The sequence below is a fragment of the Microbacterium sp. genome (assembly GCF_031179285.1).
Taxonomy (GTDB): domain Bacteria; phylum Actinomycetota; class Actinomycetes; order Actinomycetales; family Microbacteriaceae; genus Microbacterium.
Window position 1 is genome coordinate 1 of record NZ_JAPSHY010000030.1, and the last position, 20,947, is coordinate 20,947.

Genomic DNA, 20,947 nt, shown 5'->3' on the forward strand with positions numbered 1-20,947 from the left:
TCGGCGAGGCCCCGCTCACCGTTGCGGGCGATGGCGAGGATCCGGTCGGCTTCCGTCGTCCGTGCGAACACCACTCCCATGGTGTCTCGGCCCTTGGCGGGCACCTCGGCCACGGCAGAGCGTACCACCTTGCCGCTGGAGAGAACCACCAAGACCTCGTCGTCCTCGGCGACGATCAGACCCCCCGCGAGAGTGCCCCGATCGTCGTTCAGCTTGGCGACCTTGATGCCATACCCGCCGCGGCCCTGCACACGGTATTCCTCCACCGCGGTGCGCTTGGCGTAGCCGCCGTCGGTGACGACGAACACGAAGCGACCGGGGGCTGCGACGGATGCCGACAGCAGGCTGTCGCCCTCACGGAACTTCATTCCCTTCACGCCGGCTGTCGCCCGGCCCATCGGGCGCAGCGCCTCGTCCGTCGCCTGGAACCGCACCGACATGCCGCGGCTGCTGATGAGAAGGATGTCGTCTTCGGCGTTCACCAGCAGCGCGCTGACCAGCTCGTCCTCGTCGTTCAGCCGGATGGCGATGACGCCGCCCTGGCGGTTGGTGTCGTAGTCGCCGAGGCGGCTCTTCTTGACCAGACCGTCGCGAGTCGCCAGCACCAGGTAATCGGCGACCTGGTAGTCACGGATGTCGAGCACCTGAGCGATGCTCTCATCGGGCTGGAGGGCCAGCAGGTTGGCGACGTGCGTGCCCTTCGCGTCGCGACCGGCCTCCGGCACCTCGTATGTCTTCGACCGGTAGACGCGACCCTTGTCGGTGAAGAACAGCAGCCAGTGATGCGTGGTGGTGACGAAGAAGTGCTCGACGATGTCGTCTGCCCGCAGTTGCGCACCCTTGATGCCCTTGCCGCCGCGGTGCTGCGAGCGGTAGTTGTCGCTGCGCGTGCGCTTGATGTACCCGTCACGGGTGATGGTGACGACCATCTCCTCTTCGGCGATGAGGTCCTCCATCGAGACGTCGCCGTCGAAGCCGTGCAGGATCTGGGTCCGGCGGTCGTCACCGAAGCGGTCGACGATCCCGGTGAGCTCTTCCCGGATGATCGTGCGCTGGCGCATCTCGTCGGCGAGGATCGCCTTGAAGTCGGTGATCTTCGCCTCGATCTCGTTGGCCTCATCGAGGATCTTCTGACGCTCGAGCGCCGCGAGCCGGCGAAGCTGCATGTCGAGGATCGCCTGCGCTTGGTCGTCATCGATGTCGAGCAGGGCCTTCAGCCCTTCGCGAGCCTCGTCGGCGCTGGGGGAGCGGCGGATGAGGGCGATCACCTCGTCGAGCGCGTCGAGCGCCTTGAGGTAGGCGCGCAGGATGTGCATGCGCGCCTCCGCCTTGGCCAGACGGAATGTCGTGCGGCGGACGATCACGTCGATCTGGTGTGCGATCCAGTACGTGATGAAGCCGTCGATCGCGAGCGTGCGCGGCACACCGTCGACGATCGCGAGCATGTTCGCGCCGAAGTTGTCCTGCAGCTGGGTGTGCTTGTAGAGGTTGTTGAGCACGACCTTGGCGACGGCATCCCGCTTGAGCACGACCACGAGACGCTGGCCGGTGCGGTCGCTCGTCTCGTCGCGGATGTCGGCGATGCCGGTGATCTTGCCGTCACGAGCGAGGTCACCGATCTTCACCGCGAGGTTGTCGGGGTTCACCTGGTACGGCAGCTCGGTGATGACCAGGCACGTGCGCCCCTGGATCTCCTCGACGCCGACGACCGCGCGCATCGTGATGGATCCGCGCCCGGTGCGATAGGCCTCATGGATGCCCTTGGAGCCGAGGATCTGCGCGCCGGTGGGGAAGTCGGGGCCCGGGATGCGCTGGATGAGGCCCTCGACGAGCTCGTCGCGCGGCAGATCCGGGTTGTCGAGTGCCCAGAGAGCTGCCGCCGCCACCTCGCGCAGGTTGTGAGGAGGGATGTTGGTCGCCATGCCGACCGCGATGCCGACCGAGCCGTTGACGAGCAGGTTCGGGAACCGCGACGGCAGGACGGTCGGCTCCTGGGTCTGACCGTCGTAGTTGTCGGTGAAGTCGACGGTCTCCTCTTCGATGTCGCGCACCATCTCGAGAGCGAGCTGAGCCATCTTCGTCTCGGTGTATCGAGGGGCGGCGGCGCCCATGTTCCCCGGAGAGCCGAAGTTTCCCTGCCCCTGCGCAAGCGGATAGCGCAGCGACCACGGCTGCACCAGTCGCACGAGGGCGTCATAGATCGCGGTGTCGCCATGAGGGTGATACTGACCCATGACCTCGCCGACGACGCGGGCGCACTTGGAGAACGACTTGTCGGGACGGAACCCGCCGTCGTACATGCCGTAGATCACGCGGCGATGCACGGGCTTGAGCCCGTCACGCACATCGGGCAGTGCGCGACCGACGATGACGGCCATCGCATAGTCGAGATAGCTGCGCTGCATCTCGGACTGCAGGTCGACCTGGTCGATCTTGCCGTGCTCGTGCTCGGGAACGGGGCGTTCTTCGTCAGTCATGTCTTTCGATTCTGTCTTGGCTACCGGACTCCGGGATGCCGCTTCGCTCGCAGAGCGGGGACCCTCCCGCTTCGCGGGCCCCTCCCGATGCTCGCTCCGCGGCATCCCTGCGTCCTCACGTCATGCGTGGTGGCAGCCTCCGATTCGCGTGTGTGTGTAGTAAAGGGATCAGATGTCGAGGAAGCGGACGTCCTTGGCGTTGCGCTGGATGAACCCGCGACGAGACTCGACGTCCTCACCCATCAGCACGCTGAAGATCTCGTCGGCAGCCGCGGCATCCTCGATGGTCACCTGACGAAGCGTGCGCGTCGTGTGATCCATCGTGGTCTCCCACAGCTCCTTGGCGTTCATCTCGCCCAGACCCTTGTAGCGCTGCACGCCGGAGTCCTTCGGGATGCGCTTACCGTTGTCGAGGCCGTGCTTGAGCAGGGCGTCGCGCTCGGCATCCGAGTACACGTACTCGTGCGGCTGGTTCGACCACTTCAGCCGGTACAGCGGCGGCATCGCGAGGTAGACGAATCCGGCCTCGATGAGTCCGCGCATGTAGCGGAACAGCAGGGTGAGCAGCAGCGTGGTGATGTGCTGGCCGTCGACGTCGGCATCCGCCATCAGAACGATCTTGTGATAGCGGGCCTTCTCGATGTCGAAGTCCTCGCCGATGCCCGTGCCGAAGGCCTGGATCATCGCCTGAACTTCTTTGTTGCCGAGCGCCTTGTCCAGGCGCGCGCGCTCGACGTTGAGGATCTTGCCGCGAAGCGCCAGGATCGCCTGGGTGTGCGGGTCGCGACCCTGCACGGCGGATCCGCCGGCAGAGTCTCCCTCGACGAGGAAGATCTCGCTGATCGACGGGTCCTTGCTCGTGCAGTCCTTGAGCTTGTCGGGCATCGCGGCCGATTCGAAGACGCTCTTGCGGCGCGCAGTCTCACGCGCCTTGCGCGCAGCGAGTCGTGCGGTCGCCGCGTCGATCGCCTTGCGGATCACATTCTTCGCCTGCACCGGGTTGCGATCGAACCAGTCGCCGAGCTGATCGCCCACGATCTTCTGCACGAACGCCTTCGCTTCGGTGTTACCCAGCTTGGTCTTGGTCTGGCCCTCGAACTGCGGCTCGCCGAGCTTGATGGAGATGACCGCGGTGAGCCCCTCGCGGACATCGTCGCCCGAGAGGTTGTCATCCTTCTCCTTGAGGATGTTGTTCGCGCGTGCGTACTTGTTGACCAACGTGGTCAGCGCCGCGCGGAAACCCTCCTCGTGAGTGCCGCCCTCGTGCGTGTTGATGGTGTTCGCGTAGGTGAAGACATTCTCGGTGTACGACGTCGTCCACTGCATCGCGATCTCGAGCGAGATCTTGCGCTCGGTGTCCTCTGACTCGAATGCGATGATCTCGTCGTTCACGACCTCGGCGTGGCGCACCTTGTTCAGGTACTCGACGTAGTCGACGAGACCGCGCTCGTAAAGGAACACGTCGCCGCGCTGCTTCTCGATCGAGGTGCCCTCGTCTTCGATGACCTCGGTGTGACCGGTGCGCTCATCACGCAGTTCGATGCGCAGCCCCTTGTTCAGGAACGCCATCTGCTGGAAGCGGGTCCGCAGCGTCTCGTAGTCGAAGTCGACACCCTCGGTGAAGATCGCGGGGTCCGGCCAGAAGGTGATGTCGGTTCCGGTCTCGTCGGTCGCCTCGCCCTTCTCAAGGGCCTGCTGCGGAGCGCCACCGTCGGCGAAGCTGTGACGCCAGACGTGTCCCTGACGCTTGATGCGGACGTCGAAGCGCGTCGAGAGCGCGTTCACGACGGACGAGCCGACACCGTGTAGACCACCCGAGACGGCGTAGCCACCGCCGCCGAACTTGCCACCGGCGTGGAGGATGGTGAGCACCACCTCGACGGTGGACTTCGTCGGGTCGGACGAGTGCGGGTCGACGGGGATGCCGCGGCCGTTGTCGACCACGCGGACGCCGCCGTTGTCGAGCAGCGTCACGAGGATCGTGTCGCAGTAGCCGGCGAGAGCCTCATCGACGGAGTTGTCGACGATCTCGTAGACGAGGTGGTGCAGACCACGCGGACCGGTGGATCCGATGTACATGCCGGGGCGCTTGCGAACCGCCTCGAGCCCTTCGAGGATCTGGATCTCATCGGCGCCGTATTCGCCGGGCTGCTTGGCCGGGCGACTGGATGCGGTGCTCTCGGGTGCGGGGGTTCCCCCGGTGGTCGATTCCGGCTCGTCTGCGGGGGATTCAGGCGTCATCAGAGGGCATTCTCCACATCGATATCACGAACTCCCAGTCTAGCGGGGTTTCGGTTCGAAATGCGGCTCAGCGGCCGCGTGTGGCCCTGTAATCGCTTCGGACCCTCCGCATGGTGCCCTACCCGTAGGTATCGCGTGGGCCGCGCCCTGGGACGGCTCTGGGACCCCATTTCCAAGAGGGAACGTCCGGTCCGATGAAACGGAGGTTCTCGACACCGGCGTCCGGGTACCGCCGGCCGATCTCGGTCAGGATGGTCGCGCGCATGAACTGCAGGTTCTTCGCCCACGCCGTCGAGTCGCACTTGACGGTGAGCACGCCGTTCTCGAGCGACACCGGCTCGGAGTGCTTGGCGGTGTCGGCGCCGGCGAGATCCGCCCACTGCCGGACCAGGTCTTCGCGGGCGAGGGTGATCTGCCACCCGGAGTCGCGACTGAGCTTGTCGAGCACCGATCCGAGCGCGCCGGGATCGCGCCCGGGAGTGAAGGGAGCGTTCTCGTCATCGTCGGCGATGCGGCGCTTTCGCTTCCACGACTTCGAGCTCGGCTTCAAGCCCCGCAGTCGCAGATAGGTCGCGACGGTCTCGGGGATGTCGACGGCAGCATCACCGGTCGGCTCAGGCATCCGGCTCCTCCCCGATCTCGGTCGTCGCGGTCGGAACAGCGGATGCCGTGGCACCCGTGTCGGCGGGGATGGGCGTTACGGACGTTGCCCTTTCGTCCGTGATCGTGCCCGCGACGATACGCACGACGTGGGCATGAAGGACAGCCGGGATGTCTTCTTCGACGGCTGCGGTGACGAGCACCTGCTCGTAGCCGGCTGTGAGCGAGGCAAGACGCTGCCGTCGGTCGGAGTCGAGTTCGGCGAAGACATCGTCGAGGATGAGGACCGGGTCACCCGCCGGAGATTCGTCGCGCAACAACTCGGCCGAGGCCAGACGAAGAGCGAGGGCCACCGACCACGATTCGCCGTGCGACGCGTACCCCTTCACGGGCAGATCGCGCACCCGCAGGATGAGATCGTCGCGATGAGGTCCGACGAGAGTCAAGCCCCGATCCAGCTCTTGGGTGCGCTTGGCCTGGAGCGCCGCGCGGAACAATTCGGCACCACGAGTCGCGGTCAGCGCGGAGCTCTCCTCAGCGGATGCGGCATCCTCACCCTCCTCCGGATCTCCGCCGCGCACCGAGAGCGCCCACTCCAGCTGAGGCCTGTGATCCTCGCCCGCGATGGCCGCGTACGCCGCGGCGACCGGTTCCTGCAGGTCGGCAGCGAGCCGCTGCCGTGCAGCGATGATCTCGGAGCCGAGGGCGACGAGCTTGTCGTCCCACACATCGAGCGTCGCGAGTCCTTCACCGCGGATGCCGCGCGCCCGCGCCGATTTGAGCAGGGCGGTGCGCTGTCTGAGAACACGGTCGTAGTCGCCGAGCACGGCCGCCATGCGGGGCGTGCGCTGGATGAGCAACTGGTCGGCGAACCGGCGGCGGGCGGACGGATCTCCGCGGACGATCTGCAGGTCCTCCGGGGCGAAGAGCACGACATGCGCATAGCGAGGAAGGTCGGCGGTCTTCGACGGCGACCCGTTGATACGCGCCTTGTTGGAGCCCTGCCGGTTCAGCTGCACCTCGGCGAGCACCTTGCGTTCGCCGTGCGACAACCGGGCGCGGATGATCGCGAACTCGTGACCGTCGCGCACCATGGGGGCATCGGCGGAGACCCGGTGAGAACCCAGTGTCGCGAGGAAGACGATCGCCTCGGCGAGGTTGGTCTTGCCCTGACCGTTGCGCCCGACGAGCACGTTCGGACCCGGGTGCAGGGACAGTTCGGCCGTCGCGTAATTGCGGAAGTCCACGAGGCTCAGGTGCTCCACAATCACGGGGGTCAGCCTACCTTTCGGGTCTGACAGTGGTTGGGTGCTTCAGCAACGGGTTCAGGGAGGCTCGCTTCGTTCGCAGAGCGGGGACCCTCCCGCTTCGCGGGCCCCTCCCGATGCTCACTCCCGCGAGCATCCGTGAACCCTGACGTTTCTTGCCGGGACGGCTGACACCGGGGACGTTTTTGGAGAGATGGGGCAGCGCCTCGCTTCGCTCGGCGGCTGCGCCCGAGGCGCGGGATTGGCGCCAAGTTCTGCGGGAGCAACGAAGTTCTGCGGGGAAATTTGCGATCTTTGGCCGCGGAAGGTGGATTTGGCCGCAGAAGTTCGGGTCAGCGGAGGAGGAGGTTCGGCTGCAGCAGGTACTTGAACGAGTCGGAACCGGCCTGGTCGACCGAGGTCTGGCTCGTGATGAGGACCGGGCTGAGCTTGTTGGCGTTGTCGCTCGAGGTGAACGTGACCCTGACGAACTCGCTCTTCACGGCACCCAGCGCCTCGATGAGGTACTGCGGGTTGAGGCCGAGCGTGACGTCGTCGCCACCCGAGAGGATCGCATCGACCGACTCCGAAGCGCGGGCGTGCTCGTTGCCGGAGGCGTCCATGGTGACGCTCTCGCTCGTGAACGTGAAGCGCAGCGGGGCTGCTCGGTCCAGGACGAGCGAGACACGACGCACCGCCTCGATGAGGTCGGCGGTGTTGACCACGGCGTAGTGATCCGTCTGCTCGGGGAAGAGCCTGCGCACCGGCGGGAAGTTTCCCTTGATGAGCAACGACGTGACGGTCTTGTTGCCGGCCGTGAACGCGATGATCTCGCGTTCTCCGGCGCCGGAGAACGCGACCTGGATCGTGCCGGCGTGGCTGAAGGTCTTGCCGACCTCGAGGAGGGTGCGGGCTGGGACCAGTGCGGACTGCTCGGTCGTCTCGCCGTCCCAGGGCACGTCCCGTAGCGACACCCGGTAGCGGTCGGTGGCGACGAGGCTCAGGCTGTGACCCGACACCTCGAGCTGCACACCGGTGAGCACGGGAGTCACATCGTCGCGGGATGCGGCGAAGCCGACCTGAGCGATGGCGGTGCCGAACTCGTCGCCGGGAACCACACCGGTGGAACCGGCGACCTCCGGGATCGACGGATATTCCTCGACGGGCATGGCGGACAGGGTGAAGCGGGCGGAACCGCACGTGACGGCGATGCCGCCGTCGTCTTCGACCGCGATCTCGATAGGAGCGTTCGGCAGGCGGCTGGCGATGTCGGAGAGAAGTCGGCCGTGGACGAGGATCGTGCCGGGTGTGTCGACAGTGGCCTCGATGGTCGTTCGCGCCGACGCCTCGTAGTCGAAGGCGGAGAGAGTGAGCCCCGCCCCGTCCGCTTCGATGAGCACGCCAGCCAGGATCGGCTGAGGATTGCGCTGAGGAAGAAGCTTGACGACGAACGACACAGCCTCGCTGAAGACGTCGCGGTTGACCTGAAACCTCACGGGTGCTCCCTTGTCATCGTTCTCTGACATGCCGTCATCATCGTTCCCTGTGCAGGGCTTCCCATGCTAGCCCCACACTCCGGCCGATCCCTACGCCGGGGTTTCCGCCCGTTCTGGTGATCGGATCGCGATTCCAAAGGGTTAACTCCTTAACGGTGTTAACCGCTGTGGATTCTGTGGATAAGTCGGTGGAAAGCAGACGCGAGTAGGGAACTACACGGCTGTCAGTTGTGGAATCGCTGAGGAATCCGCGGGTTGAGGCGTGTGACGCGACTCCGATGCCCGAGGCAGTTATCCACAGGTTCCCCCGTTTCACCCACATCCGTCCCGATTCCGCGGCCCTTCATCCACAAGTTATCCACATGTGCATAGAGGCATCTACTGCGGGCACGAAGACGACCCGTAGGGCGATGCGTCGATCAGCGACGGCCGAGCTGGGTGGTGATCTCGGTCACCTGGTTGTAGATCGAGCGCCGCTCCTTCATGAGTTCGCTGATCTTCTTGTAGGCGTACATCACGGTGGTGTGGTCGCGGTTGCCGAACAACTGGCCGATCTTGGGCAACGACAGGCTCGTGCGCTCACGGCACAGGTACATCGCGATCTGGCGCGCGGTGGCGATCTGCTGAGAACGGCTGGAGCCGTACAGGTCGTCGATCGTCAGCTTGAAGTACTGCGCGGTCGCCGTGATGATGTCGGTCGGCGAGATGATGTTGTCTTCCGCCGTATCGATGATGTCGCGGAGCACGGTCTGAGCGAGCGAGATGTCGAGCGACGATCGATTGAGACTGGCGAACGCGGAGACGCGGATCAGAGCCCCCTCGAGTTCTCGGATGTTTGAGGAGACGACGGTGGCGATGTACTCGAGCACCTCGTCGGGGATGTGAAGCGACTCGCTCTGCGCCTTCTTCCGGAGGATCGCGATACGCGTCTCGAGGTCGGGCGCCTGCACATCGGTGATGAGACCCCACTCGAAGCGGCTCCGCATCCGGTCCTCGAAGCCGGTGAGGTGCTTGGGCGCGACGTCACTGGTGATCACGACCTGCTTGTTGTGGTCGTGCAGCGTGTTGAAGGTGTGGAAGAACGCTTCCTGCGTCTCGGCGCGGCCCTGAAGGAACTGGATGTCGTCGATGAGGAGGATGTCGACATCGCGATAGCGCGCCTGGAACGCGGCACCGCGGTTGTTGGCGATCGAGTTGATGAAGTCATTCGTGAACTCCTCGCTCGAGACGTAGCGCACCTTGACCCCGGTGTACAGGGACTGCGCATAGTCGCCGATCGCGTGGAGGAGGTGGGTCTTGCCGAGTCCGGAGTCTCCGTAGATGAAGAGCGGGTTGTATGCCTTCGCGGGGGCCTCGGCGACGGCGACCGCAGCGGCGTGCGAGAAGCGGTTGGACTGACCGATGACGAAGTTGTCGAAGGTGTACTTCGGGTTCAGGCGCGATTCGTGCCGGATCGGCGTCGGCTGCTCCATCGGCGACTCGGCGCGAGATTGTTCCGGACGACCGAAGTCGGCCACGGCGATCGGAGCGGTCTGCTGCTCGATCAGTTCGTGGTTCACCACGACTCGATAGGAGGTGACCTCGTCTCCGATGTGCGACAGCGCCTCCATGATCGGCAGACGGAGGCGCTTGTTGATCTGCGCGGCTGTCAGATCGTTGGGCACGTCGAGGTAGAGGGTCGCTCCCATGACGCCGGCCGGCACGGCGAGGCTGAGGAAGCCCTGCAGCTGCGGGGTCACTCGGTCGTCATCCGCCAGGAGCTCCTGCACTGTCGACCAGATCGGAACATCGGGCTGGGCAGGTGAGGACATGGTGCTCCGGACGGACGATCGCGGAGGGTCCAAGACACACGGCCCCCCTGTGGATAACTTCGGTTGCCACCGTAGTCACCGCAGCTGGGAACGGCAACCTGCCCGGGAAATCCGCGCGCGTGTTGCGCACGCCGGTCTTTCTCAGGTTGTGGATAATGGCTGTGCGGATCGGTTCGCCTTCCGCCGCTGACAGCGCGCAGATTTGCTCTGTGCGCTGGCAAGACGTACCCTTAGTCGGTTGACTTATGCCTTTTTCGGCAGTTCCCCATGTCTCCGGTCGAACTGAACCCGGTGGCAGCATTCCCGGAGTGATTCCATGACTAAGCGCACCTTCCAGCCCAACAACCGTCGTCGTGCCAAGAAGCACGGTTTCCGTGCCCGCATGCGTACCCGCGCCGGCCGCGGCATCCTCGCTGCCCGCCGCGCGAAGGGCCGTACCGAGCTCTCCGCGTAGTCCGCTGTGCTCGCCCGCCCGTATCGGTTGACCCGCGGGAGCGACTACCGACAGGTGGTTCGTCGTGGGTCTCGCTGTGGCGGGGCACGCGTCGTCACCTCGATGCTGCCGACGGGCGAGAACAGGGCCGCGAGGTTCGGCTTCATCATCAGCAAGCAAGTGGGAACCGCTGTGGTGCGAAACACCGTGCGTCGCCGCTTGAAGGCGGTATGCGCGGCCGCACTCGACCGCGTTCCCGAGGGCACGGATGTCGTCATCCGTGCCCTTCCTGCATCCGCCACGGCGACTTTCACCGAGTTGAGCGCCGATGTGAACCGGTGTCTCGGCCGACTCGTCCCCGAGCGGACGACCCCGTGACCGCGCTGCCTTCGTCGTCGATCGGAACGGCGCGGATGCAGCCGCGAGACCTCATTCGCGGCATCCCTCTCATCCCCCGCAATCTTGTGCTCGGCTTCCTCACCGGGTATCGCAAGGTCATCTCACCGCTGTATGGAGACGTCTGTGCGTACTATCCGTCGTGTTCCGCTTACGCTGTAGGTGCAGTGCAGCAGCACGGCGCTCTGCGGGGAACACTGCTCTCGGCCTGGCGCATCCTGCGGTGCAATCCCTGGACTCGCGGTGGCGTCGATGATGTACGACCGCATGAACACTTCCGCTACGACCTGACCGCGCACGGTTTCGTCGTTCCCGCTCGAAAGGACTGATCGGTGGGTCTCGACCTTCTGTTCGCAAGCACCACGCCAAGCCCCCCGGCTGATGCCGGCGGCTTCGACCTGCTGGGCACGATCCTCTGGCCGCTGAAGTGGATGGTCGAACTCATCCTCGTCGCGTGGCACTGGCTGTTCACGACGATGGGCATGCCCGCGGCATCTGGCCTGACCTGGGTACTCTCGATCGTCGGTCTCGTCATCGTCGTGCGAGCCGCCCTTATTCCGCTCTTCGTGAAGCAGATCAAGAGCCAGCGGAAGATGATGGAAATTGCTCCTGAACTGCGAAAAGTCCAGGAAAAGTACCGCGGTAAGAAGGATCAGCTCTCTCGCGAGGCGATGAGCCGCGAGACGATGGCGCTGTACAAGAAGCACGGCACCACGCCGATGTCGAGCTGCCTGCCGCTGCTGGTGCAGATGCCCATCTTCTTCGCGCTCTTCAGCGTGCTGAACGATGTGCAGAAGATTCGGATCAATCCGGACTTCAGCGGTGTCGGTCTGCTCAACAACGAACTCACGCAGGAGTTCTACGACGCCAAGCTCTTCGGCACCGTCTCGCTGCACGACACTCTGGGTGCCGCGGTCGACGCGCAGAACGTCACGGCGATCGTGCTTCTGGCGACCCTGGTCGTGCTCATGATCGCGTCGCAGTTCTTCACTCAGCTGCAGATCATATCGAAGAACCTGTCGCCCGAGGCCAAGACCGGCCAGGCGTACCAGATGCAGAAGATCATGCTGTACATCCTGCCGCTGGGCTTCATCTTCTCTGGGGTCTTCTTCCCGCTGGGCGTCGTCGTGTACTGGTTCATCTCGAACCTGTGGACCATGGGTCAGCAGTTCCTCGTCATCCGCGAGATGCCGACCCCTGGATCCGAGGCGGCCAAGGCGCGTGAGGAGCGACTGGCGCGCAAGGGCAAGGCGATCGATTCGTCGGGCAAGGTGGTTCCGATGTCGGTGTACGAGGCCGAGCAGCGGCGACTGCTCGAAGAGGCCGAGCGCGCCAAGGCGCAGACACCGAAGCGTCAGCAGCCGATCGGGAAGAAGCGTGCGAAGAAGAAGGGGAGCGGTTCATGACCTCGGAGAGCATGACCGAGCAGATCGAGCCCACCGTGGCGCAGCTCGAGAATGAAGGTGACGTCGCCGCGGACTTCCTAGAAGAGCTGCTCGACATCGCTGACATCGACGGCGACCTGAACCTCGACGTCCGTCAGGGCCGCGCGTATGTCTCGGTCGAGGCCGAGGGCGACGGACTGTCGCTGCTCTCGGCTCCCGACACAGTGCAGGCGCTGCAAGAACTCACACGTCTCGCCGTCCAGAACAAGACGGGCTCGTTCTCGCGCCTGATCCTCGACATCGGCGGATCCCGCGATGTGCGACGTCGCCAACTCGAGACCCTCGTCGACGCCGCGGCGGCGAAGCTGGATGAGGGTGCCACGCAGGCATCGCTGCCGGCGATGTCGAGCTATGAGCGCAAGCTGGTGCACGACGTGGCCGCCGAGCGAGGGCTTGTTTCGGAGTCGTACGGCGAAGGTGCTGACCGCCACACGGTCCTGCGTCGTCGCTGATGTTTCACGTGAAACACCGGGCGGAGCCGTCGTGAGCGACGTCGAGCTCGAACCGGCCATCGCGGCTGAACTGTTCGGTGACCGCATCGAGGTGGCGCGTGCATTCACCGCTGCTCTGGCGCGCGAGGGTGAGGAGCGCGGACTCATCGGCCCGCTCGAGCTGCCGCGATTGTGGACTCGTCACATCTTGAACAGTGTCATCGCAGCCCCACTGTTCTCGGGCTCCGTCGCTGACATCGGTTCCGGTGCGGGACTGCCCGGCATCGTGCTCGCCATCGCTCGCCCCGACGTCCGGTGGACACTCATCGAACCGATGGAACGGCGCGTCACCTGGTTGAACGAACAGGTCGCCGCTCTCGCGCTGACCAACGTCGAGGTCGTGCGCGCACGTGCCGAGGAAGTGCGACGCCCCGAAGGATTCGACGTCGTCACCGCGAGGGCTGTGAGTGCACTGCGCACACTCATCCCGATCACCGCTCCACTCGTGCGAGACGGGGGAGAGCTGACACTGCTCAAGGGCATGAACGCCGCGAACGAGATCGACGCCGCGCAGAAGCAGATCAAGAAGTTCCGGCTGTCGCGGGTACGCGTCGAGGTTCTCGGCGAGGGAGTGTTGCCGGAGACCACCCGGGTCGTGCGGGCGGTTGTTCGCGGGTAGTGAGTGTTTCACGTGAAACGCTGCGCGTGAGGTTTGTCTCTGAGGATGCCGGGCGCAGGAGTGTCCTCTTCGTTCGCAGAGCGGGCTCCTTCCCGCTTCGCGGGCCCCTCCCGATGCTCACTCCCGGGGCCACCCCTCCGCCCTACCGTTCCGTCGCGGCAGGGTGATCGTCGAGCGCACCGTGGATTGGGGTGGGAGGGGAGATCAGCGTCTCGCTTCACTCGACGACTGCGTGCGGAGGGGGAGTGATGACGGGGCGCGAGTTGTGGGCTGTGATGTTTCACGTGAAACATGTCCCTCAGTTCTCTTCCTTGTGGATGCCGGGCGCAGGAGTGTCCCCTTCGTTCGCAGAGCGGGCTCCTTCCCGCTTCGCGGGCCCCCCGATGCTCACTCCCGGGGACACCGCTGTGCCCTCCGTCACGACACGTTGGTCGCAGGGACGGAGGATTGAGTAGTACGGGGGCAGCGTCTCGCTTCGCTCGACGACCGCGCGCGGGCTGATCACGCGTGGTCCTTGCGGCGTGGGGCTGTTGTTTCACGTGAAACAGGTCTGCCTGAGGCTCTTCGTCTCGGATGCGGGGCGGAGGGGTGTCCCTTTCGTTCGCAGAGCGGGCTCCTTCCCGCTTGGCGGGCCCCTCCCGATGCTCACCCCCGGGGACACCTTCTACGCCCTCGGTTACGGCAAATCGGCGAGCCGGAGGAGAGAGGTAGTACGGGGGCAGCGTCTCGCTTCGCTCTACAACTGCGTTCGACGGGAGAACCTGTCGTGATGGGCGGACGCCTAGTTGCGTGATGTTTCACGTGAAACAGGCGACTATGAGCATCTCCCACTGGGGTGGGGCACACGGACGTCTCTTTGCATTCGAGGTGCCCGTCTCTTCCTGATGCGCGCCCGTGGTGCGCATCCCGTCGAGGCGCCGGGTCTGACAAAAGGTGAGTCACGATCCCGTCGGCGTGCAGGTGCGGGGAGTAGCGTCCCGGTTTGTTCGATTGTGGGCGATCGGGGCGTTGTGGGGCGGTGCGGCGAGGTGGGGATAGGGTCGGGAGCGTGCGCGTATTGGTGACCGGGATGTCGGGCGTAGGGAAGTCGACTCTGGTGGATGCCTTGCGGCAGCGGGGTCGGGCGGCGGTCGACACGGACTATGGCCCCTGGAAGGCTGACAACGGCAACTGGCGCGTCGGTCGGATGACGGAGCTGCTCGACGCGCACCCGGACATCGTCGTCGCAGGGACCGTCGAGAATCAGGGGCAGTTCTACGAACTCTTCGATCACATCGTGCTGCTGTCCCGCCTGTCGAGGTTCTCATCGCACGTGTCTCGTCGCGAACCAACAATCGATACGGCAAGACGGCGCGCGAGCAGGAGGACGTTCGCCACTACGTCACACACGTCGAGCCTCTCCTTCCTGCCGGCGCCACCCTCGAACGCGACGCGACCGTGCCGACAGCCACTCTCGTCGAAGCCATCGACCTCCTCCTCGCCCGATAACTCCGCCTTCTTCGGTTACCTCATCGCGTCCGCGCGCCGATGTTCCACGTGAAACATCGCCTGCAGCAACGACCGGCTCACCCTCTCCTTCCAATGCGCAGCCGTCGAGCGAAAGCGAGACGCTGCCCACCCCAGCATCCCCGCCCGGCAGGCGTACCCGAGTGGCGTTCCCATGCCGGAAACAGGAGGGCGCAGGGGTGTTCCCGGGAGTGAGCATCGGGAGGGGCCCGCGAAGCGGGAAGGAGCCCGCTCTGCGAACGAAGGGGACACCCCTACGCCCGGGTGCCGACGAACTGCGAGAAACTCAACCAAGCAGACATCGGCGCCCGCCGGCAACGTCTCCCACAGCGATTAGAGTGGAACGCGGCCCCGAAAGGAGTGGATGTTTCACGTGAAACAACCCGAAAAGGCATCGCCGAAGGAATCATTCGGGATGGATACACCGCTCGCGCGGGAGCTCGCCGACCTGTCTGCTCGTCGTCGTGCACTGGAGTCCGCGAAAGTCGAGTTCACCGGTGAGACCCGAGTGCTCACCGTCTCGAATCAAAAGGGCGGCGTCGGCAAGACGACCACCGCCGTGAACATCGCCTCGGCGCTGGCCGACCTCGGTGCGAAGGTCCTCGTCATCGACCTCGATCCACAGGGCAATGCCTCCACCGCCCTCGGTGTCCCGCACAGTGCTGACATCCCCAGCGTCTATGACGTGCTGATCGAGGAGTTCCCCCTCGCCGACATCGTGCAGGTCAGCCCGGAGAACCCGAACCTCCTCTGCGCCCCGAGCACGATCCACCTCGCCGGCGCCGAGATCGAACTCGTCGCCCAAGTCGCCCGCGAGCACCGGCTGCGTCGAGCACTGCACGACTACCTCGCCGACAACCCGGCGGACTTCGTCATCATCGACTGCCCGCCCTCGCTCGGGCTCCTGACGATCAACGCGTTCACCGCGGCATCCGAGGTCTTCATCCCGATCCAGTGCGAATACTACGCGCTCGAGGGTCTCAGCCAGTTACTCGGCAGCATCCAGATGATCCAGAAGCACCTCAACCCCGAGCTGCACCTGTCGACCATCCTCCTGACCATGTTCGACGGACGAACGCGCCTCGCGCAGCAGGTGGCCGATGAGGTTCGCAACCACTTCCCCGAACAGGTGCTGCGCACGGTGATTCCGCGATCGGTCCGCGTGTCCGAGGCGCCGAGTTTCGGACAGACCGTGATCGCCTACGATGGGCAGTCCGCCGGAGCGATCGCGTATCGAGAAGCAGCCGTCGAGATCGCGTCGCGTGAAGCGACGCAGAGCAAGGAGAAATGATGGCCAAGCGCACTGGACTGGGCCGAGGAATCGGCGCACTCATCCCGACGGCCGACCAGGCGGAGCGGCCGGTCGACGTCTTCTTCCCCGGCGCGAACCTGCGCCCTGCTCAGGACGGCGCCGTCAACGGCCCTGCCAACGAGACCCAACCCGACCTGACGGAGGTGCCCGGCATCCACCTCGTTCAGATCGACCCCCACGAGATCGTTCCCAACCCTCGGCAGCCGAGAACTCACTTCAATCCCGAGGATCTCGCTGAGCTCGTGCACAGCGTCCGCGAGTTCGGGGTGCTGCAGCCCGTCGTCGTCCGCAAGAACGCCCAGGGCGAATACGAACTGATCATGGGGGAGCGGCGCACGCGCGCAGCGCGCGAGGCCGGCCTCGCCGCGATCCCGGCCATCGTGCGAGACACCGCCGACGAGGATCTGCTTCGAGACGCACTGCTCGAGAATCTGCACCGGTCCGAGCTGAATCCGCTGGAAGAGGCATCCGCCTACCAGCAGCTCCTCGAGGACTTCGGCATCACTCAGGAGCAGCTGGCGGCACGCATCGGCCGCTCTCGCCCGCAGATCAGCAACACCATCCGCCTGCTGAAGCTTCCGGTGCCCGTGCAGCAGCGGGTCGCGGCCGGCGTGCTGACCGCCGGGCACGCGCGGGCGATCCTCAGCCTCGAGACCCCGGAGGCTATGCAGCGTCTGGCCGACAAGGTCGTCAATGAAGACCTGTCGGTGCGCGCGACCGAGGAGGCCGCGAAGGCCCAGCCCTCGTCGGCTGTCAGAGCGCCGAAGCCGACCCCGGGCGCACGCCGCGCCTACCTCGATGAGGTGGCCGGCAAACTCGGCGACCGCCTCAACACGCGGGTGAAGGTGTCGTTGGGAGCTCGTAAAGGCCAGGTCACGATCGATTTCGCATCGATCCAGGATCTCAACCGCATCCTTTCGGAACTCGGCGAAGAGACCTACGGAGCCTCGTGATCCACGGGGAGCCGATCTCGTCCCCTAGACTCACGGCATCTCGACGCTGAGGAGAGTGACATGTCGCAGACCCCGACCGGTTCGGCCATTCAACGACGGGTGATCGCGGTGAGCATCGCCGCGGCGCTCGGCGGATTCCTCTTCGGCTTCGACACCGCGGTGATCAACGGTGCCGTCGACGCGCTGGCCGGGGACAAGTCGGGCTTCGATCTCGGGGTCGGCCTGAAAGGCTTCGCGGTGTCGTCCGCGCTCATCGGATGTGCGATCGGCGCGTGGTTCTCGGGTTCGATTGCGAACAAGTACGGTCGCATTCCAGTGATGATCGCGGCGGCGGTGCTCTTCTTCCTGTCCGCCGTCGGATCGGGGCTCGCCTTCGGCGTGATCGACCTGATCATCTGGCGCGTCGTCGGCGGGCTCGGCGTCGGTGCCGCGTCTGTCATCGCACCGGCGTACATCGCCGAGGTCGCCCCCGCGAGGATCCGGGGGCGGTTGGGCTCGCTGCAACAACTCGCCATCGTCACGGGCATCTTCGTCGCATTGCTGTCTGATGCCCTCCTCGCGAATGTGGCGGGCGGCGCTGCCGAACCGCTGTGGGGACTCGACGCCTGGCGGTGGATGTTCATCGCCGAGGCGATTCCCGCCGTCGTCTACGGGATCATGGCCCTCCGGCTCCCGGAGTCGCCGCGCTACCTCGTGGCCAAAGGCGATCTCGAGCGGGCCTCGGACGTCCTCACCAACGTCACCGGGGCGATCGACGTCCAGGCGAAGATCACCGAGATCACCGGCACCCTCAACACCGAACGCAAGGCGTCGCTGCGCGATCTGCGAGGCAGCCGGTTCGGGCTCAAGCCGGTCGTCTGGATCGGCATCCTGCTGTCGGTGTTCCAGCAGTTCGTCGGCATCAACGTCATCTTCTACTACTCGACGACCCTCTGGCAGTCCGTCGGATTCGGGGAATCGCAGGCACTCACCATCACCGTGATCACCTCGGTGACGAACATCGTCGTGACGATCATCGCCATCATGCTCGTCGACAAGATCGGCCGCCGCATCATGCTGCTCGTCGGGTCCGTCGGCATGACGATCAGCCTCGGCCTGATGGCCCTGGCGTTCTCCTTCGGCGAGCTGGATGCCGCGGGCGCCGTCACTCTGCCGGATCCGTGGGCGACGGTCGCATTGATCTGCGCTAACGCGTTCGTGGTCTTCTTCGGAGCGACGTGGGGACCGCTGGTCTGGGTGCTGCTCGGAGAGATCTTCCCGAACTCCATCCGCGCCGGTGCCCTGGCCGTCGCCGCTGCAGCCCAGTGGGCGGCGAACTTCTTCATCTCGACGACGTTCCCGGCCTTCGCCCAGATCGGCCTGCCTTTCGCATACGGGTTCTATGCGTTCTTCGCGCTCCTGTCGTTCTTCTTCGTGTACTTCAAGGTCGCCGAGACCAAGGGCAAGGAACTCGAGGAGATGACCGATGAGGCAAAGGTGGAGCGCCGACCCCGGCGGCAGCGAGCGTAGGCTGGATGCATGACCGAGTCCGTGCCGCGCCGCGCAAGCCTCGAGGTGCTGCGCGCCGAGGCGTCGGACGAGCTGGCCGTCCTCGTGCAGGAACGACTGCTCGGCGGCGAGGACCCCTGGGACTTCATGGAGGAGTTGCCGAGCGTCGATGAGCTCGTCGTGTACCTGCTGCGCGCCGACAACATCACGGCGAACGACGGTGTCCGCCCGAACGCCGCCCGCCACTATCGCGTGCTTCGCCAGATCGCCCTGGAGTATCCCGAGTTGACGCCCGCGGTGTGGGGACTGCTCGACGAACAGCAGAAGCATCGGCGCTGGGACCCGACCGTCGCCGACGCCTCCTGATTTCGGCGCCCCGCGTGCCGTCACGGCTGGTCGCGTACGATCCGCGGTAGCCGGCCGATTTCGAGCGCCTCGCCGATGACCTGCGGCGCCATGGCGACGATCAGTGGCACATCGAGCACATCGGCTTCGACGGCTGTTCCCGGCATGATCGCGAAGCCGATCATCGACATCGCCGTGCGGGTCGCCGGCACCGATGAGTTCGATGTGCATCGTCCTTCGCTGGACAAGGCGGGCTGGCGGGTCGGCAGCGGCGTGCGCACCCACCCGGTCGTGATCCTCGAGCGTCAGGGCGTGCGGGTGAGCATCGCCCACTTCTTCGACGTGCGGGTGAGCATCGCCCGCTTCTTCGACGTGCGGGAGTGGGATGCCGTGCACCAGCGCGGCCTGCGGGATTCGCTGCGCACGCGCCCGGCGGATGCCGCGCGCTATGAACGGGTGAAGATCGCGGCCGACGCGTCGGCGCAGGATGGCCGCGCGTACAACGCCGGTAAGACCGACATCATCCAGCAGATCGTCGACCGGGCACGGGCTGAGCGCGGCCTCGAGTCGGTGCGGGTCTGGGACAAGTAGCGCGACCAGCCCCGCGTGCTGCGCGACGAAGCCCGTCGCCTCCGAGGAGACGACGGGCTTCGGATCGACAGCCGTGGACCGGTCGGATCAGCCGATGAAGGCTTCGAGGTCCTTCTCGAGCGCGAACTTCGGCTTCGCGCCGATGATGGTCGTCTTGACCTCGCCGCCCTGGAAGACCTTCATCGCCGGGATCGACGTGATCTGATACTTCATGGCGAGTTCGGGGTTCTCGTCGACGTTGAGCTTGAGGATGGTGATCTTCTCGGGGTGCTCCGACTGGATCTCGTCGAGGACAGGGGAGACCATGCGACAAGGGCCGCACCATTCCGCCCAGAAGTCGACCAGAACGGTACCTTCGGCCTGCAACACGTCCTGCTGCCAGGTCGCCTGGGTCGTGGCCTTTGCACTCATCAGAAACTCTCCTTGATCGTAGGAATCATCGGCTACAACAGCGGATGACCGGAATCTGTTCCCGGTGGCTCAGGCGACGATGATCTCCGCAGCCTCGGCTGCTGGCATCTCGACCGAGGCGTCTTCGAGATCCGCGAGGAAGTGCTCGGCGTCGAGGGCGGCGATCGTGCCGGTGCCGGCGGCGGTGATCGCCTGCCGGTAGGTCGGGTCGATGACGTCTCCGGCGGCGAAGACACCGGGGACGGAGGTGACAGACGAGCGGCCGTCGACCCAGATGGTGCCCTCGGGGGTGAGTTTCAGCTTGTCGTGCACGAGGTGGGTGCGCGGGTCGTTGCCGATCGCGACGAACAGTCCGTCCAGCGGCAAGTCGCGGGTGGAGCCGTCGGTGGTAGACCGCAGTGTCACACCGCTCACCGCGTCCGCACCGAGGATCTCGGCGACCTCGGTGTTCCAGATGAACTCGATCTTCTCGTTCGCGAAGGCGCGCTCCTGCATGATCTTCGATGCACGCAGCGTGTCCTTGCGGTGGATGATGTACACCTTCGAGGCGAACCGGGTGAGGAAGGTCGCCTCTTCCATCGCGGAATCGCCGCCGCCGACGACGGCGATCGTCTTCTCGCGGAAGAAGAAGCCGTCGCATGTCGCGCACCAGGAGACGCCGTAGCCGGAAAGGCGCTCTTCGCCGTCGATGTGGAGCTTGCGGTAGGCGGAGCCGGTCGCGTAGATCACCGTGCGCGCCTCGTGCACAGCGCCGCTGCCGAGGGTCACCGTCTTGACGGGACCGTCGAGGTCGAGGTCGGTGACGTCGTCGTAGAGCACTTCGGTGCCGAACTTCTCGGCCTGCTCCTGGAACTTCGCCATCAGCTCCGGGCCCTGGATGCCCTCGGGGAAGCCGGGATAGTTCTCCACCTCGGTGGTGTTCATCAGCTCACCGCCGACCTCGACCGAGCTGGCGATGAGCAGCGGCTGCAGGCTCGCACGTGCCGCGTAGATGGCAGCAGTGAAACCGGCGGGGCCGGAGCCGATGATGATGACCTGACGCATGTGCTCTCCGATGGTGAATGCAGGGCCTTCGTAGCCGTTCT

General features: G+C 65.4%; 20 protein-coding genes. 11 read left to right on the top strand and 9 right to left on the bottom strand.

Going from position 1 to position 20,947, the window contains the following annotated elements:
* The 6 genes from gyrA to dnaA form a co-directional block, all read right to left on the bottom strand.
* Positions 1-2,477, bottom strand: a 2,477-nt coding sequence (gyrA, locus tag RIN18_RS14860) for a DNA gyrase subunit A (protein ID WP_309104765.1), incomplete at its 3' end; no start/stop codon positions are given.
* A 168-nt stretch (positions 2,478-2,645) separates the two neighbouring features.
* Entirely contained in the window at positions 2,646-4,718 is a 2,073-nt protein-coding gene (gene gyrB, locus RIN18_RS14865) for a DNA topoisomerase (ATP-hydrolyzing) subunit B (RefSeq protein WP_309104766.1), read from the bottom strand.
* Between the two features lie 118 nt (positions 4,719-4,836).
* Entirely contained in the window at positions 4,837-5,340 is a 504-nt protein-coding gene (locus tag RIN18_RS14870) for a DciA family protein (protein WP_309104767.1), read from the bottom strand.
* Positions 5,333-6,589: a DNA replication/repair protein RecF gene (gene recF, locus RIN18_RS14875; protein ID WP_309104768.1), complete on the bottom strand. Its 1,257-nt coding sequence runs from the start codon at positions 6,587-6,589 to the stop codon at positions 5,333-5,335. The genes RIN18_RS14870 and recF overlap by 8 nt, the downstream gene beginning before the upstream one ends.
* Positions 6,590-6,918: 329 nt before the next feature.
* The gene (dnaN, locus tag RIN18_RS14880; protein WP_309104795.1) at positions 6,919-8,061 is read right to left on the bottom strand and encodes a DNA polymerase III subunit beta; all 1,143 of its coding nucleotides are present in this window, start codon (positions 8,059-8,061) and stop codon (positions 6,919-6,921) included.
* A 419-nt stretch (positions 8,062-8,480) separates the two neighbouring features.
* Positions 8,481-9,872 (bottom strand): chromosomal replication initiator protein DnaA, encoded by a 1,392-nt coding sequence (dnaA, locus tag RIN18_RS14885; RefSeq protein WP_309104769.1) that lies wholly within the window; start codon positions 9,870-9,872, stop codon positions 8,481-8,483.
* A gap of 316 nt (positions 9,873-10,188) precedes the next feature.
* Here dnaA and rpmH point away from each other — a divergent pair, with 316 nt between their 5' ends.
* The 10 genes from rpmH (at position 10,189) to RIN18_RS14935 (ending at position 18,881) form a co-directional block, all read left to right on the top strand.
* Positions 10,189-10,326 carry a 50S ribosomal protein L34 gene (gene rpmH, locus RIN18_RS14890; RefSeq protein WP_045278552.1) on the top strand — a complete coding sequence of 46 codons (138 nt, stop codon included), beginning with the start codon at positions 10,189-10,191 and terminating at the stop codon, positions 10,324-10,326.
* Between the two features lie 6 nt (positions 10,327-10,332).
* Positions 10,333-10,683, top strand: coding sequence for a ribonuclease P protein component (gene rnpA / locus RIN18_RS14895; protein ID WP_309104770.1), 351 nt, complete (start codon positions 10,333-10,335; stop codon positions 10,681-10,683).
* Positions 10,680-11,030, top strand: coding sequence for a membrane protein insertion efficiency factor YidD (yidD, locus tag RIN18_RS14900; RefSeq protein ID WP_309104771.1), 351 nt, complete (start codon positions 10,680-10,682; stop codon positions 11,028-11,030). The genes rnpA and yidD overlap by 4 nt, the downstream gene beginning before the upstream one ends.
* 3 nt (positions 11,031-11,033) lie before the next feature.
* A complete protein-coding gene (yidC, locus tag RIN18_RS14905; RefSeq protein WP_309104772.1) occupies positions 11,034-12,107 on the top strand; it encodes a membrane protein insertase YidC in 1,074 nt (357 codons plus the stop codon).
* Positions 12,104-12,598 (top strand): R3H domain-containing nucleic acid-binding protein, encoded by a 495-nt coding sequence (locus tag RIN18_RS14910; protein ID WP_309104773.1) that lies wholly within the window; start codon positions 12,104-12,106, stop codon positions 12,596-12,598. The genes yidC and RIN18_RS14910 overlap by 4 nt, the downstream gene beginning before the upstream one ends.
* Before the next feature lie 31 nt (positions 12,599-12,629).
* Entirely contained in the window at positions 12,630-13,256 is a 627-nt protein-coding gene (gene rsmG / locus RIN18_RS14915) for a 16S rRNA (guanine(527)-N(7))-methyltransferase RsmG (protein ID WP_309104774.1), read from the top strand.
* A gap of 1,921 nt (positions 13,257-15,177) precedes the next feature.
* Positions 15,178-16,053, top strand: a complete 876-nt coding sequence (locus RIN18_RS14920; RefSeq protein WP_309104775.1) for a ParA family protein — start codon at positions 15,178-15,180, stop codon at positions 16,051-16,053.
* Positions 16,053-17,027 carry a ParB/RepB/Spo0J family partition protein gene (locus RIN18_RS14925; RefSeq protein WP_309104776.1) on the top strand — a complete coding sequence of 325 codons (975 nt, stop codon included), beginning with the start codon at positions 16,053-16,055 and terminating at the stop codon, positions 17,025-17,027. The genes RIN18_RS14920 and RIN18_RS14925 overlap by 1 nt, the downstream gene beginning before the upstream one ends.
* A 60-nt stretch (positions 17,028-17,087) precedes the next feature.
* On the top strand, positions 17,088-18,536 hold the full coding sequence (locus tag RIN18_RS14930) for a sugar porter family MFS transporter (protein ID WP_309104777.1): 1,449 nt from the start codon (positions 17,088-17,090) through the stop codon (positions 18,534-18,536).
* Positions 18,537-18,545: 9 nt separating this feature from the next.
* On the top strand, positions 18,546-18,881 hold the full coding sequence (locus RIN18_RS14935; protein ID WP_309104778.1) for a tryptophan synthase subunit alpha: 336 nt from the start codon (positions 18,546-18,548) through the stop codon (positions 18,879-18,881).
* 20 nt (positions 18,882-18,901) lie between these two features.
* Here RIN18_RS14935 and RIN18_RS14940 read toward each other — a convergent pair whose 3' ends face one another.
* Positions 18,902-19,045 (bottom strand): hypothetical protein, encoded by a 144-nt coding sequence (locus tag RIN18_RS14940; RefSeq protein WP_309104779.1) that lies wholly within the window; start codon positions 19,043-19,045, stop codon positions 18,902-18,904.
* Between RIN18_RS14940 and RIN18_RS14945 the strand changes: the two genes are divergently transcribed.
* Positions 19,026-19,451 carry a GrpB family protein gene (locus RIN18_RS14945; RefSeq protein ID WP_309104780.1) on the top strand — a complete coding sequence of 142 codons (426 nt, stop codon included), beginning with the start codon at positions 19,026-19,028 and terminating at the stop codon, positions 19,449-19,451. The genes RIN18_RS14940 and RIN18_RS14945 overlap by 20 nt on opposite strands.
* Before the next feature lie 87 nt (positions 19,452-19,538).
* Here the strand turns inward: RIN18_RS14945 and trxA are convergent, their stop codons facing one another.
* A complete protein-coding gene (gene trxA / locus RIN18_RS14950) occupies positions 19,539-19,862 on the bottom strand; it encodes a thioredoxin (RefSeq protein WP_309104781.1) in 324 nt (107 codons plus the stop codon).
* A 69-nt stretch (positions 19,863-19,931) separates the two neighbouring features.
* A complete protein-coding gene (trxB, locus tag RIN18_RS14955; RefSeq protein WP_309104796.1) occupies positions 19,932-20,906 on the bottom strand; it encodes a thioredoxin-disulfide reductase in 975 nt (324 codons plus the stop codon).
* Between the last annotated feature and the right edge of the window lie 41 nt (positions 20,907-20,947).

What these genes read in the sequence shown, in the direction of transcription:
- gyrB (WP_309104766.1), bottom strand. Translation starts at nt 4,718, where the DNA reads ATGACGCCTGAATCCCCCGCAGACGAGCCGGAATCGACCACCGGGGGA.
- RIN18_RS14870 (WP_309104767.1), bottom strand. Translation starts at nt 5,340, where the DNA reads ATGCCTGAGCCGACCGGTGATGCTGCCGTCGACATCCCCGAGACCGTC.
- dnaA (WP_309104769.1), bottom strand. Translation starts at nt 9,872, where the DNA reads ATGTCCTCACCTGCCCAGCCCGATGTTCCGATCTGGTCGACAGTGCAG.
- rpmH (WP_045278552.1), top strand. Translation starts at nt 10,189, where the DNA reads ATGACTAAGCGCACCTTCCAGCCCAACAACCGTCGTCGTGCCAAGAAG.
- RIN18_RS14910 (WP_309104773.1), top strand. Translation starts at nt 12,104, where the DNA reads ATGACCTCGGAGAGCATGACCGAGCAGATCGAGCCCACCGTGGCGCAG.
- RIN18_RS14920 (WP_309104775.1), top strand. Translation starts at nt 15,178, where the DNA reads ATGGATACACCGCTCGCGCGGGAGCTCGCCGACCTGTCTGCTCGTCGT.
- RIN18_RS14925 (WP_309104776.1), top strand. Translation starts at nt 16,053, where the DNA reads ATGGCCAAGCGCACTGGACTGGGCCGAGGAATCGGCGCACTCATCCCG.
- RIN18_RS14930 (WP_309104777.1), top strand. Translation starts at nt 17,088, where the DNA reads ATGTCGCAGACCCCGACCGGTTCGGCCATTCAACGACGGGTGATCGCG.
- RIN18_RS14935 (WP_309104778.1), top strand. Translation starts at nt 18,546, where the DNA reads ATGACCGAGTCCGTGCCGCGCCGCGCAAGCCTCGAGGTGCTGCGCGCC.
- RIN18_RS14945 (WP_309104780.1), top strand. Translation starts at nt 19,026, where the DNA reads ATGATCGCGAAGCCGATCATCGACATCGCCGTGCGGGTCGCCGGCACC.
- RIN18_RS14940 (WP_309104779.1), bottom strand. Translation starts at nt 19,045, where the DNA reads ATGATCGGCTTCGCGATCATGCCGGGAACAGCCGTCGAAGCCGATGTG.
- trxA (WP_309104781.1), bottom strand. Translation starts at nt 19,862, where the DNA reads ATGAGTGCAAAGGCCACGACCCAGGCGACCTGGCAGCAGGACGTGTTG.
- trxB (WP_309104796.1), bottom strand. Translation starts at nt 20,906, where the DNA reads ATGCGTCAGGTCATCATCATCGGCTCCGGCCCCGCCGGTTTCACTGCT.